We start from the raw sequence: 12,556 nt of genomic DNA, 5'->3' as shown, positions 1-12,556 counted from the left end.
GGCTGGTATCGCCGTCCCCCAGGCGACTGGTATCGCCGTCCCCCCACGCGAACAGCGTGACCGCCGGAACCCGGTTGCGGACGTCGACGCGGAGGAAGAAGGGCAGACCTGCGGCCGCGTCTCCCTTGGGACGATCGATGACGTCCTCGCGGCGGCTTCCGGCCGAGACGCCGGTTCGTGACCGGGTCGCGTCGCGGTCCGCGCGTGCGAGGGACGGAAGCGGGGAACAGATAGGTCCATGGGGATCTTTCGGCCGCTGAAAGGGCGGGATCTGGCGCTGCATGCGGCGGCGATCACGTTCTACGGCGGCATCGCGGTGGTGCCGGTGGCGTTGCTGGCGATCTGGGCGGCGAGCCTGCTGGCGGGGCCGGACGGGATGCGGGCGCTGGCGATGCCGGCGATCGAGGCGCTGCCCGATCGGATCGGGGCGGACCGGGCCGCGGCCGGGTTGCTGGACGCGGGGCTGGGGCTGACGCCGGGGCTGGCGCTGGCCGCGCTGTTGCCGGCCACGTTCTACGGCGAGGGGCTGCGGCGGGCGTTCGTGTCCGTGGCCGGGCCGCGGGAGTCGCTGGCCGGGTGGCGCGGGCGGGTGCTGCTGCTGCCGATCGTGGTGGCGTCGCCGGGGCTGCTGGCGGCGACGCTGGCGTGCGTGCCGTTCGCGGCGCAACTCTTCGAGCAGGGCGGGTGGGCGCGGTTCGGCGGGATCGTGGTGTCGTTCGCGGCGGTCTGGGTGGCGCTGACGCCGGTGCTGATCTGGGTGTACCACGGCCTGGCGCCGGGACGGTCGCCCGGATGGGTGCGCACCGTGCTGGTCGGGTCGTTCACGGCGGCGAACCTGTCCGGGTTCCTGCACGGGTTCATCCTGTTCTGCGCGTTGCCGCTGGATCTCGGGCTGCCGTTCGGCGGGCTGGACATGGTGGGCGGCGTGGTCGCGGTGGGGCTGTGGCTGTACCTGTTCCACGTGATCGTGCTGGCCGGTTTCGCGGCCAGCCGCAGCGGTTCCCGGCACACCACGCCGGAACCGGCCACCACACCGGAACCGGTCACCGCGACGGAACCGGCCACCACGACGCAGCCGACATCGACGCAACCGGTGGAGACGGCGGCGGCGCCGGACGCGCGAGTGGTGCCGGGCTCGGCGCCGGATGTGACGACCGGGGCCGGTGACGTGGACGGGGCCGGTCACGGACGAGCCCGGACCGCCGCGCCGGTCGGGCTCGGAGCGGAGCGGGCGCCCGTTCTCCGTACCGTTGAATGATCTTGATCTGGTTCTAGGATGTGGGGATGAGCACCGCGCCGACCCGGCGGGAGCAGGTGCGGACCGCGACCGTCGCGGAGATCAAGGCGGTCGCCCGGCGGCTGCTGGTGACCGGTGGGCCCACGGCGATCTCGCTGCGCGCGATCGGGCGTGCGGTGGGACTGACCGCGCCCGCGCTGTACCGGTACTTTCCCGGGCTGGACGCGCTGGTCGGCGCGCTGGCGGCGGACCTGTTCGCGGAGCTGACCGCGGCCGTGCGGGCGGTGCGGGACACGTTGGCGGGTGAGCCGCCGACGGTGCGGCTGACCGGGATGGCGCACGAGTTCCGGCGCTGGAGTCTGGCGCATCCGCGGGAGTTCGCGCTGATGTTCGGCGGCGTGCGCGAGGAGTGCGACAGTTCGGGGTTCGCGGCGCTGTTCCTGGACGAGCTGTCCGGGCCGACGGACCTGCTCGTGCTCGCCTGGAGCCGGGTGTTCGGGCTGGTCGCGCTGGAGGTCTTCGGTCACGTGCGGTGGGACGTGGAGCCGCTGTTCGCACGGGAACTCGATCTGCTCGCGGAGGCGTTAGGCTCGCGGCCATGACGACCTCGCGGGCCGATGTGATCATCGTGGGCGCCGGGCACAACGGCCTGGTCTCCGCGATCCTGCTGGCCCGCGCGGGCCTGGATGTGGTGGTGCTGGAGGCGTCGGACGTGATCGGCGGCGCCGCGCGCACCGAGACGCCGTTCCCGCGGGTGCCCGGCCTGCGGCATTCGACCGGGTCGTACCTGCTCGGCCTGATGCCACCGGAGCTGCTGCGCACGCTGGACGTGGACCTGCCGGTGCTGCGCCGCGACCCGCACTACTTCCTGCCCACGCCGGACGGGCCGTACCTGCTGTTCGGCCGCGACCGGGCGTCGACCCGCGCCCAGATGACGTCGTTCTTCTCGGCGGCGGACGTGGCGGCGGACGACGCGATGCAGGCGGAACTGTCGGCACTGCGCGACGATCTGGCCCCGGCCTGGCTGGCCCCGCCGCTGCCGGTCGAGGAGACCGCCGACCGTTACGTCCGGCCTTCGCTGCGGCCCGCCTTCGTCGACCTGGTGCGCGGTTCGGTGGCGGACTACCTGGCCCGGTTCGGCTTCGCGTCCGAGCTGCTGACCTCGATGTACGCGGTGACCGACGGCCTGTCCGGCCTGAACGCGGGCCCGGACGACGCCGGCACCGGCCACAACTTCCTGGTGCACAACATGTGCCGGCTGCCCGGCGCGGACGGCACCTGGATGATCACCGAGGGCGGGATGGGCACGGTCTCCGCCACGTTCGCGTCCGCGGCCAGGGCCGCCGGAGCAAAGATCTTCGCGGGTACGGCCGTGAGCGCGATCTCCGTCGACGGTGGCGCGGTGTCCGGCGTGACACTGGCGGACGGCCGGGAACTGCACGCGCCGGTCGTGCTGGGCGCCTGCGACCCGTACCGGCTGATGTCGCTGGTGCCCTCCGGCGCGCTGCCGTCGTCGCTGGTCGCGCGGATGGAGGCGGTACGGCGGCCGGGCACCACGCTGAAGGTGAACCTCGCGCTGTCCGGCTTGCCGCAGTTCTCCTGCCTGCCGGCGGGTTCGCCGAGCCCGTTCGGCGCCACGATCCACCTGCTGCCGGGATCGTCGGCCGGTGGCGCGCCGATGCGGGCGCTGCGCGAGATGTGGGCGTCCGTGGTCGCGGGCGAACTGCCGGCCGAGCCGACCATCGAGTGGTACCTGCACACCACCGTCGACCCGTCCCTGCAGGACCCGGCCGGTCACCACTCGTCGGCGCTGTTCGTGCAGTCGGTGCCGTACGCGCCGAACGGGGGCTGGGACGCGGCGCTGCCGTCCTACGTGGACCGGCTGCTGGACATCTGCGAGTCCTACGCGCCCGGCACGCGGAAACTGGTGGCGGATGCGGTGCCGCTGACACCCCCGGGCATCGAGGCACACTTCGGGATCACCGGCGGCCACATCCACCATGTCGACAACACGGTGTCGTTCACCGACCGCATGCCGTACGCCACCGGCCTGGACGGCCTCTACGCGGGCAGCGCGGGCACGTTCCCCGCCGGCAGCGTCATCGGCGCCGCCGGCCACAACGCCGCCAACACCATCCTGGCCGACCTCGCGGTCCGCAACTCTCGGTAAGCAATCCTTCCTTTCCGAGCGGCACGGCAACACTTTCCCGACTTCCGCGCGGCCGGGCGCCGGGCTTGCACGCGGCCGGGTGCCGGGCTGCCGGGTTGCCAGGTTGCCGACACGATTCGCAATATCGCGACATTTCCGTTTCGCTCTGTTTTTCAGGCTCTCGTTGCGGTCTCACGCCCCGCGAACAGCAATGCGAGCCGGAGGGACCAGCTTCGATCCCAGCCTGCAAAAGATCATTCCCGCATAACGGGCAGCATCGTTTGATCTTCATGCGCACCGCGCAGACCGCCGCCGCCTGCCTGCCCCGTCTGCCGTCGACCACCCCTTGGGGTGCAGATCATCGGCAGGGCCGCCACCACCACGCCAACCGGCGCCGGACAGCGGCAACCGGCAGGTCTTCCACCACGCAACCCCCACCGACGCGACCAAAGCTGGCGGCCCTGCCGATGATCTGCTCGGCTCGACCTGGAAGACGGCAGACGGGGCAGCCAGGCACACCAGACGAAACCCACCCCACCCACGAAAAAACAGCCGGGCCAACGAACGCCAAGCCCGCCGGAACCCCCGCCCCCTCCCCGGAGCCCGAGGCCCGCCGGAGACGCCCTGCGTGACCGGGTTCGGTGCCGGTCCGGGTTCCGCCACCGACAAACGCCAGTCTGAGCACGCGCTACGGTCTCGCCGACCGCACAGCTTCCGCCAACCGGGCGCCATCCCACCAGCCGCGCGACATCCACCAACCGCGCGGCATCCGCTAACCGCGTGGCATCCACCAACCGGACGGCATCCGCCAACCGGACGGCATCCGCGAGCCGCGCGGCCGACCGAGCACCGCAGGTCCACCCGCGACTTTCGCCGGCCTCCCCCGCCACCCGACCCGCCCGGCGCGACATGAGCCGCCAGCACGCCCCGGCTCTCCCGGCCACCCACTCAACCCGCAGGGAGGCCGCCCGCGGCCGACCGGTGCCCGCGGGAGCACTCGGAAGGTGCCCACGCCGGAAGCGGGAAAATAGCTCTTATGTTCGTAAATCCCCCGGCGGCCGGGCGACGAACGAAGTCTTGTCGTCGGTGGAGAATCCGCAGCTGCGGTAGAAACCGTGCGTGGCCGGGTCGCGGGAGCCGGTGGCGAGCATCGCCTTGTAGCAGCCGGCGTCCCAGGCGGCCGCCAGTGTGCCGGCCATCAGGCGTTTGCCGATCCCGCGGCCGCGAAGGCTCTCCTCGACGACCACGTTCTCGATCACCGCGTACGGCGAGGCGGACCGGCTGAGGTTGGGGATGATGTTCAGGTAGGTGGTGGCGGCCACCGCGCCGGCGTGCTCCCAGACGAGCAGGTGCAGGCCCGGGGTGTCGAGGATCCGCCGGTAGACCGCGTGGTCCGAGCCGTCGGCCAGGACCGGGTCGTCCGGGTTGAGCTGGTGGTACAGCCGGGTGATCGCGTGGAGGTCGGCGGCGGTCGCCTCACGGAGCATGGTCTGCAGCCTATGGGGCGGTGGCGAGGATGTTCGACAGGCGGGCGTGGCATTCGGCGACGAACGCGGGGAACGTGTCCCGGTAGTAGGCGACGCCGCTGACGCCGACCACGATCGCCCAGGCGCGGGCCCGCTGCCAGGTGGCGTCGTCGATGTCGAGCGAGGCCCGGTACGCGTCGCGCGCCTCGGCCGGCAGGTCCCACGTGGTGGCGTGTTCGGCGTCCGGATGGCCGGTGATCAGGCCGGCGAAGTCGATCACGGCGTGCAGCGCGCCGTCGCGGGCCAGCAGGTTCGTGGGTTTGAGGTCGGCGTGCAGCAGCACGCGCGGGCCGGTGGGGTCGGGCAGCAGCATGGCGTCCCGCCACATCCGTTCCAGCGTGCCGATGCCGGGGATCAGGCCGGCGCAAGCCGCGAAGCTGCGGTCGACCCAGTCGCCGGCGTCGCGCAGCAGACCGCCGCGGTATCCGCTCAGCGTGCCGTCCGCGAGGTCGAGGCCGTGCAGCGTGCGCACGAAGCCGGCCAGGTCGCGGCCGAAGGCGGCCCAGTCGTCGACGGTGTCCGGGCCGGCCTCGGCGCCGTCGATCCAGCGGTAGACCGCCCAGGGCAGCGGGAACACGTCCGACGGCGCGCCGTGGTGCACCGGTTCCGGGACGGTGAGCGGCAGCAGCGGCGCGAGCCGGGGCAGCCAGGCGCGTTCCTTGGCCAGCATGCCGGCGTTGTACGCGTTGCGGGGCACCCGGACGAGCAGGTCGTCGCCGAGCCGGAACATGGTGTTGTCGGTGCCGGCGCCGGCCCGTTCCAGCGGGCGGTCCGCCCAGTCCGGGCGTTCCCGCTCCAGCAGGGTCCGCACGATCGGCTCGTCGACCGGGATCTCGTCCTCGTGCAGTGCCACGGTCGCGATGATCGCGTCGTTCGCGGCGCCCGGCAAGCGATTTGCGGGCGGACGTGGACGTGGACCGGGTGCCGGGCGACGTGCCCGGCACCGGGCCGCGCGTGGGTCAGGAGGCCGGGGCCTTGCGGTCGGCGCGGATCTTGTGGCCGACCGAGGTGAGGCAGCGGCCGGACGGCAGGTCGAAGCGCCAGCCGTGCAGCTGGCAGGTGAGCTGGTCGCCGTCGACGATGCCGAAGCGGCTCAGGTCGGCCTTGAGGTGCGGGCAGCGGCGCTGCACCTCCCAGTCGCCCAGCTCGATGCTCTCCGCCTCGACCGCGCGCTCGTGCTCGTCGTACCAGCCCTCGGCGTACTGCAGGCGCTCGGTGGAGAGGCACTTGAAGAACGCGTAGACGAACTCGTTGTACTGCCCGATGCGGGCGGCGGAGAAGCGGCAGGAGAGGAAGAGCGAGTTGACCCAGTCGACCTCGCCGGTGAAGAGCAGGTGCTCGATCAGCGCGCGCTCGGTCTTGAAGCGGTACCGGACCTTCTCGTCCGCGTACGGCCGGACCTGCTTGCCGGGGAAGTCGACCACGATCGACTCGACCGACTCGCCGTCGTAGCCGACCAGGTCGAAGCGGACCGGGCCGCCGACGCCCTTGGCCATGTAGATCGACTCTTCGAGCAGCGGCTCGATGCGCCGCTTCATCTCCGCGAGCACGTCGATCTCCGGGTGCCGCCAGGACGCCTTCTCGGCCTCGATGATCGGGCGCTTGCGCTCCCGCATCTCCTCCAGGTGGGCGGCCTTGTTGGCGAAGAACTCGTCGACCGGCACCGGGTGCGTCGTCTCGATGCCGCCCTCGGCGTTGAGGACCGACTCGGAGCCGGGCAGCAGCACGACGCCGTTGGTGCCGCCGACCTTGGCGTACTCCGTCAGGAACACGCTCTGGTCCGGGAAGATCGCGCCCTCGTCGCCGAAGATGTCGTTGAACTGGTAGAGCGAGTCGTCCAGGAAGCACGGCGGGCCGGCGATCGGGAAGACGTGGTCGGCCTTCAGGTCGTCGATGTAGCGCCAGGTGCGGTCGAACTGCCGCTCGCGCTTCTGCTTGCCGAACGCGCGCTTCGCGGCCTCGGGCAGCTCGTAGACCATCGGGTACCAGATCGCGCCGGAGAACTGGAGCATGTGCGCGTGCACGTGGCCGAGCTCGGCGAAGCGGGACAGGTCGCTCGGGCGGGCGTCGTTCTGGTTGAGCAGGCGGACGCCGTCGTACTCCACCCAGAGCGAGGAGTCACCGATCGGGCCGTCGGTCGGCGAGATCAGCGCCTGGATCATGATCTTGAGGCCGCCGTCGAGCTCGACGACCTCCTCGTTCTTCGTCTTGATGAAGCTGCGGAAACCCAGCTCGCGCAGCTCGTCCTCGAGCTCGCTGGTCGGGTACTCCGGCAGCAGCACGGCCGCCTTCTTCGACACGAACCGCTTGAGGTTCTCCGCGTCGAAGTGGTCCCGGTGCAGGTGCGAGACGTAGAGGTAGTCGACCTTGCCGAGCGACTCCCAGTCCAGCTGCGAGTTGTCCGGGAAGGGGAACCACGACGCGAAGAAGGCCGGGTTCACCCAGGGGTCGGTGAGGATGCTTCCGGCCGCGGTGTCGATCCGCATGCTCGCATGACCGGTTCCCGTCACTCGCACGGCACTGCTCCCTTAAGCTACGACGGTCGGTGGTTCGGGCCAGACGTTACCGGACCCGCGCGGCGCGTCTCCGGTGCGTCGGCGAAGAGGGTGGATGCGTCACAGGAGGCTTGCTGCGTCCCGGCATCCGCCGCATGTCAGACTAATCGCGGATGTGAACGCACAGCGCGAGGAAGGACCCACAGTGGCGGATAGCGAGCCGGTGGTCGCACCCGATCAGCTCAAGCCCGGCAACCGCAGGGCGGGACGCATCCTCGGGGTGCTGACCATTCTGTCCCTGCTGGCCTGCACGCTGGGGAACCACGAGGGCAACATCGAGAACATCTTCCTGGTCGTGATCGCGGCCGGCATCGCGGTGGTGCTCATCGGCGACGTCGTGCTGCGCCGCGCCGGCCTGCGCGAATAAGGTTCCGAAACCAAAGATCGAGCCCGCTCCCCCGGTACGCCGGGAGGCGGGCTGATCTATATGTGCCGCCTCTATATGTGCCGCCGGGTCTCGGTGGCCCGGCGGGCTCAGTGGCCCAGCAGGATGTCCTTGACCTCCTTGAGCGCGGCGTCCACCTCGGCCTCGAAGTAACCGCCGGGCACCAGGCCGAACTGCAGCGTGTCCAGGTCGTTCTCGTTCACCGGCATCGGACCGCGGCCGGACATGGCCGTGAGGATGCCCTCGAACAGCCGGTCCACCTGGTCCGGGTCGTACCCGCTGCCGAACCGCCGCGGCTGGAACGTGCGGCGCAGGTGGTCCACGCGCTGCAGGTCACCGCCGGGGCCGCCGACGGGACCGCCGGGGCCACCCACCGGCGGGCCGCCGAAGCCACCCGGGCCGTCGCCGTAACCGTCGTCGTAACCGCCACCGGGCGGCGGGATGGGCGGGCCGCCGAACGCGCCGGGCGGCGGGCCACCACGGCCGGGCGGCGGGCCACCGGGGCCACCACCCATCGCGGGCGGGCCGGACTGCGGCTGGTTGCGCGGGCGCCGCTCCAGCTCGGGCAGGCGGATCTCCGCGGTCATGTCCATCTTGCCGTGCCGGCCGGGCTCGAAGCCGGGGAAGCCACCGCTGGGGGCGTCGAAACCGCCACGGTCACGGGGGTCGTCGTACGGGTTCTGGTCGTAACCGCCGGGGCCCATGCCACCGGGGCCCATGCCGGGACCCTGCGGTCCACGGGGGCCGGGGCCCTGCGGGGCGCCGGGACCCATGCCGCCGGGGCCCTGGGGACCGCCCGGTCCCTGCGGTCCGCCACGCGGCGGAAGATCGAAGCCGCCGGTACGCGGGTCGTCGCGCGGCGGCAGGTCGAACCCGCCGGTGCGCGGGTCCTCGCCGAAACCGCCGCGGTCACGGGGGTCCCGCGGGTCGCGGGGTTCGCGCGGGTCGCGGGGCTCCCGGGGGTCGCGCGGGGGCGGGCCGCCGAAGCCACCGGTGCGCGGCTCGTCGAAGCCGCCCCGGTCACGCGGGTCGCGCTGCGGCGGGCCGCCGAAACCGCCGGTGCGCGGCTCCTCGAAGCCGCCGAACGAGGGGCCGTCGTCGAAACGGCCGGGGCCGGCCGGGACGCGGCCGGGTGGCGGACCCATCCGGTCCGGCGGGCCCATCCGATCGGGCGGGCCCATGCGGTCCGGCGGGCCCATGCGGTCCGGCGGGCCCATCCGGTCGGGCGGGCCCATCCGGTCGGGCGGGCCCATCCGGTCCGGCGGGCCGAAGCCGGGGCCGTCGGGGCGGCCGGGGGCGTCGAAGCCGCCGGTGCGGGGGTCGTCGAAGCCCTGGTCGAAACCGCCCGGGCCGTCGAAGCCACCGGGACCGTCGTAGCCGCCCGGACCGTCGAAACCACCGGGGCCGTCGAAACCACCGGGGCCCGGGCCGAAGCCGCCGGGGCCGCTGTGCGCGCCGGGGCCACCGCTCATCCGGTCCGGCGGGCCCATCCGGTCCGCGCCGGCCGGGACGCGCTCGGGCCCACGGGCGCCGCCGCGCTCGTCGAGCTCGGCGAGCTGCCGCTCCACCCGGTCCAGGTGCAGGTCGACCTGCCACTCGTCGTAGCCGCCGAAGCGCACGCGGAAGACGACGTCGTGCACCTCCTGCGCGGTGACCGGAGGGCCGCTCTGCTCGCCGGCCAGCGTGGCCTCCACGCGGTCGAGGAAGGAGTCGACCTCCTCCACCTTGTAACCGCGGCGAAGCGCACGCCTCCGAAAGCGCTGACCCTGACTCGTCACTGTGTCTCCTGGTCCTGGTTCGCTCGCTCGGCGCCGGCGGGCGCCTTCGCACACGCGGCCGTCAGTGAACCTCGTTCATCACGGCCCCGAGCCCGGCGGCCGTGAAGAGCGTCCATCCGTGCGACGCCAAGACGTACATACCCGCGAGACGGAGGGTTCATCGTGCCTCCGCGCCGTCGACCGAGCTCGCCGCCAATTGCCCGCAGGCACCGTCGATCTCCTGGCCCCGCGTGTCGCGGACCGTGGTGGAGACGCCGGCCGCGCGCAGGCGGCGGACGAACTCACGCTCCACCGGCTTGGGACTCGCGTCCCACCGGCTGCCCGGCGTGGGGTTGAGCGGGATGAGGTTGACGTGCGCCAGCTTCCCGGCCAGCAGACGGCCGAGCAGGTCGGCACGCCACGGCTGATCGTTCACGTCCCGAATCATCGCGTATTCGATCGACACGCGCCGCCCCGTGCGCGCCGCGTACTCCCACGCGGCATCCAACACCTCGGCCACCTTCCACCGCTGGTTGACCGGAACGAGTTCATCGCGCAGATCATCATCGGGCGCGTGCAGGGACAGCGCAAGGGTCACCGAAAGGTCCTCATCGGCCAGTTTGCGCATGGCCGGGACCAGGCCCACGGTGGAAACCGTGATATGCCGCTGGGAAAGCCCCAAACCGTCCGGCGCGGGACTGGTCAGGCGCCGGACCGCGGCGATCACCCGCGGATAGTTGGCCAGCGGCTCGCCCATGCCCATGAACACGACGCGGGACAGTCGCGGCGGCGAGCCGGCGACCGCGCCGCTCGCCGCGACACCGGCCAGGTAGACGACCTGGTCCACGATCTCGGCGGTGGAGAGGTTCCGGGTCAGCCCGGCCTGGCCGGTCGCGCAGAACGGGCAGGCCATGCCGCAACCGGCCTGGCTGGACACGCACGCGGTGACCCGGTCCGGGTAACCCATCAGCACGCTCTCCACGAGCGCGTTGTCGTGCAGCCGCCAGAGCGCCTTGCGGGTGGCGCCGTCGTCGCAGGACAGCTCGCGCACCGGGGTGAGCAGGTGTGGCAGCAGGTCGGCGCCGATCTTCTCCCGGGCGGCGGCCGGGAGGTCGGTCATCTCCGCGACGTCACGCACCAGGCGCCCGAAGTAGTGGGTGGAGAGCTGCTTGGCCCGGAACTCGGGCAGGCCCAGCTCCTTGACGGCCGCGCGGCGCGCCTCGGGGTCGAGGTCGGCCAGGTGGCGCGGCGGCATCGCCGGACGACGGCGACGGGGGCCGGCCTGCGCGGGCACGGCGTCGTCGGGCGTCTCCGGGGTGCTGGGAACGACGGGGATGAGAGGGAGAGTCGGGCCCATCACGGTGTCTGCAGCTGCCTCACTACGTCGGGTCATTTCTCGCGGCGGGATTCTCACCAGGGTGGGAACACGGCCGCGACCTGTCCAGTCTCCCACGGTACGGCCGGTCGCAATGCCGCACAGGGTGCCAAAGCTGCGTCATCGCTCACCCCAACCCCCTCGCCGCGAGAGCCGGCCGGCCCTCGCGGCGCGCTCAGGAGCCGGGCGCGAGCACGGAGAGCAGCAGGAACGCCGTCGGCAGCGCGAACAGGATCGAGTCCAGGCGGTCCATCAGGCCGCCGTGGCCCGGGAGCAGATTGCTCATGTCCTTGATGCCGAGATCCCTCTTGATCATCGACTCTGCCAGATCACCGAGCACCGCGGAGATCGTTACGCCGATTCCGAACAGCGCGCCCCACCAGGGGGCCACGCCGAGCAGCAGGTAGACCAGCAACGCGCTGCCCAGAGCGGACGCGAGCGCGGAGCCGGCGAAGCCCTCCCAGGACTTCTTCGGACTGATCGACGGCGCCATGTAGTGCTTACCGAGGAAGACCCCGGCGACGTAACCACCGGTGTCGGTGAGCACAACCGCGACGACCGTGACCACCACGCGGGCCACGCCGTCGTCCGGGTAGGCGAGCAGTGCCGCGAACCCACCGAGGAACGGCACGTAGACCGCGATCAGCGTGGCCGCGGCCGCGTCCCGCAGGAACCCGGCACGGCCGTCACCGAGCCGCCACAGCATGCTGGCCAGCACCGTGACCAGCAGTCCGAGCGCGAGCGCGTCCGGGCCGGCGAACCAGGCCAGGCCGGCCATCAGCACACCGCCGATGGTCAGCGGGATCTGCGGCGCGCGGGCACCGCCGACCGCGAGCGCGCGGGTCATCTCCCAGACGCCGACCACGATCATGGCCGCTATCAGCAGCAGGAAGCCCTCGCGCCAGAAGAACAGGGAACCGGCGACCACGGCGCCGAGGCCGAGGCTGACGCCGATCGCGGCCGGCAGGTTGCGGCCGGCCGAGGGCAGGCTGCGGGCCTTCGCGGACTCGTCGTCGCCGGACGCGTAGGCGGCCTGGCGGATCGCGTTGCCGGCCGCGGGCGCACCGGTCCAGGTGGCCCTGCGGCGACCCTTGACCCGGCGGCGCGGCGGCTCCGGCAGGTCCTCGGAATCCGTCTCCCCCGGGCCGGCGGGGCGGGTGCCGCGCGGCGACCCGCCGGGTGTGTCGGGGCCCTTCCGCACCGGGCCGTCGAGGCCTGGGCGCACCGGGCCGTCGGTGCCCGGGCGTACCGGCGCACCGGGTCCCGGACGCATCGGACCACCGGATCCCGGACGCACGTCGGCACCCGGACGCGTATCGGTACCCGGACGCACGTCGGGGCCCGGGCGCGTGGGAGCGCCCGGGCGGCCGGGGATCACGGCCGGGGGCGGGCCGGACGGGCGGTCCATCACGAATTCCGTGGTGGCTCCCGTCTCCGATCCCGGCGGCGCGTAGACGGGTGCGATCGGCTCCCGGCCGGCCGGCCGGTCACCGCGAGGATCGCGGTCCGGCTGCTGCTCCGGCCGGTACGGGTCGGGCGCGGCACCACCGTGCCGCGCCCGCTGCCGTGCCT

10 protein-coding genes are annotated in these 12,556 nt (G+C 72.7%); 4 read left to right on the top strand and 6 right to left on the bottom strand.

Annotated elements, in window-relative coordinates; translation table 11 throughout:
* Positions 1-238 precede the first annotated feature (238 nt).
* Genes J2S44_RS25850 through J2S44_RS25840 form a run of 3 tightly spaced genes read left to right on the top strand, consistent with a single transcriptional unit; the run spans position 239 to position 3,407 of the window.
* A complete protein-coding gene (locus J2S44_RS25850; RefSeq protein ID WP_310419023.1) occupies positions 239-1,258 on the top strand; it encodes a YhjD/YihY/BrkB family envelope integrity protein in 1,020 nt (339 codons plus the stop codon).
* A 26-nt stretch (positions 1,259-1,284) separates the two neighbouring features.
* On the top strand, positions 1,285-1,839 hold the full coding sequence (locus tag J2S44_RS25845; protein WP_310419020.1) for a TetR/AcrR family transcriptional regulator: 555 nt from the start codon (positions 1,285-1,287) through the stop codon (positions 1,837-1,839).
* The gene (locus tag J2S44_RS25840) at positions 1,836-3,407 is read left to right on the top strand and encodes a phytoene desaturase family protein (protein ID WP_310419017.1); all 1,572 of its coding nucleotides are present in this window, start codon (positions 1,836-1,838) and stop codon (positions 3,405-3,407) included. The genes J2S44_RS25845 and J2S44_RS25840 overlap by 4 nt, the downstream gene beginning before the upstream one ends.
* 1,013 nt (positions 3,408-4,420) lie before the next feature.
* Here J2S44_RS25840 and J2S44_RS25835 read toward each other — a convergent pair.
* The 3 genes from J2S44_RS25835 to J2S44_RS25825 all read right to left on the bottom strand — a co-directional run bounded on the left by J2S44_RS25835 (position 4,421) and on the right by J2S44_RS25825 (position 7,428).
* Positions 4,421-4,873 (bottom strand): GNAT family N-acetyltransferase, encoded by a 453-nt coding sequence (locus J2S44_RS25835; protein ID WP_310419014.1) that lies wholly within the window; start codon positions 4,871-4,873, stop codon positions 4,421-4,423.
* Between the two features lie 10 nt (positions 4,874-4,883).
* Positions 4,884-5,765 (bottom strand): aminoglycoside phosphotransferase family protein, encoded by an 882-nt coding sequence (locus J2S44_RS25830; RefSeq protein ID WP_310419012.1) that lies wholly within the window; start codon positions 5,763-5,765, stop codon positions 4,884-4,886.
* 106 nt (positions 5,766-5,871) lie between these two features.
* Complete coding sequence (locus tag J2S44_RS25825) at positions 5,872-7,428, bottom strand: Rieske 2Fe-2S domain-containing protein (RefSeq protein ID WP_310419009.1); 1,557 nt, start codon at positions 7,426-7,428, stop codon at positions 5,872-5,874.
* A 184-nt stretch (positions 7,429-7,612) separates the two neighbouring features.
* On the opposite strand from J2S44_RS25825, the gene J2S44_RS25820 reads away from it, so the two are divergent.
* A complete protein-coding gene (locus tag J2S44_RS25820) occupies positions 7,613-7,834 on the top strand; it encodes a DUF2631 domain-containing protein (protein WP_310419006.1) in 222 nt (73 codons plus the stop codon).
* A 107-nt stretch (positions 7,835-7,941) separates the two neighbouring features.
* Here J2S44_RS25820 and J2S44_RS25815 read toward each other — a convergent pair whose 3' ends face one another.
* The 3 genes from J2S44_RS25815 to J2S44_RS25805 form a co-directional block, all read right to left on the bottom strand.
* The gene (locus J2S44_RS25815) at positions 7,942-9,630 is read right to left on the bottom strand and encodes a DivIVA domain-containing protein (RefSeq protein ID WP_310419003.1); all 1,689 of its coding nucleotides are present in this window, start codon (positions 9,628-9,630) and stop codon (positions 7,942-7,944) included.
* A gap of 157 nt (positions 9,631-9,787) precedes the next feature.
* The gene (rlmN, locus tag J2S44_RS25810; protein WP_374727907.1) at positions 9,788-10,966 is read right to left on the bottom strand and encodes a dual-specificity RNA methyltransferase RlmN; all 1,179 of its coding nucleotides are present in this window, start codon (positions 10,964-10,966) and stop codon (positions 9,788-9,790) included.
* Positions 10,967-11,159: 193 nt separating this feature from the next.
* On the bottom strand, positions 11,160-12,257 hold the full coding sequence (locus J2S44_RS25805) for a phosphatidate cytidylyltransferase (protein ID WP_310418997.1): 1,098 nt from the start codon (positions 12,255-12,257) through the stop codon (positions 11,160-11,162).
* Positions 12,258-12,556 lie beyond the last annotated feature (299 nt).

Origin of the sequence: Catenuloplanes niger, assembly GCF_031458255.1 — a bacterium.
GTDB classification, from domain to species: Bacteria; Actinomycetota; Actinomycetes; order Mycobacteriales; family Micromonosporaceae; genus Catenuloplanes; species Catenuloplanes niger.
Note: the sequence above shows the minus strand (reverse complement) of the source record. Positions and strands in the feature narration are given on the sequence as shown.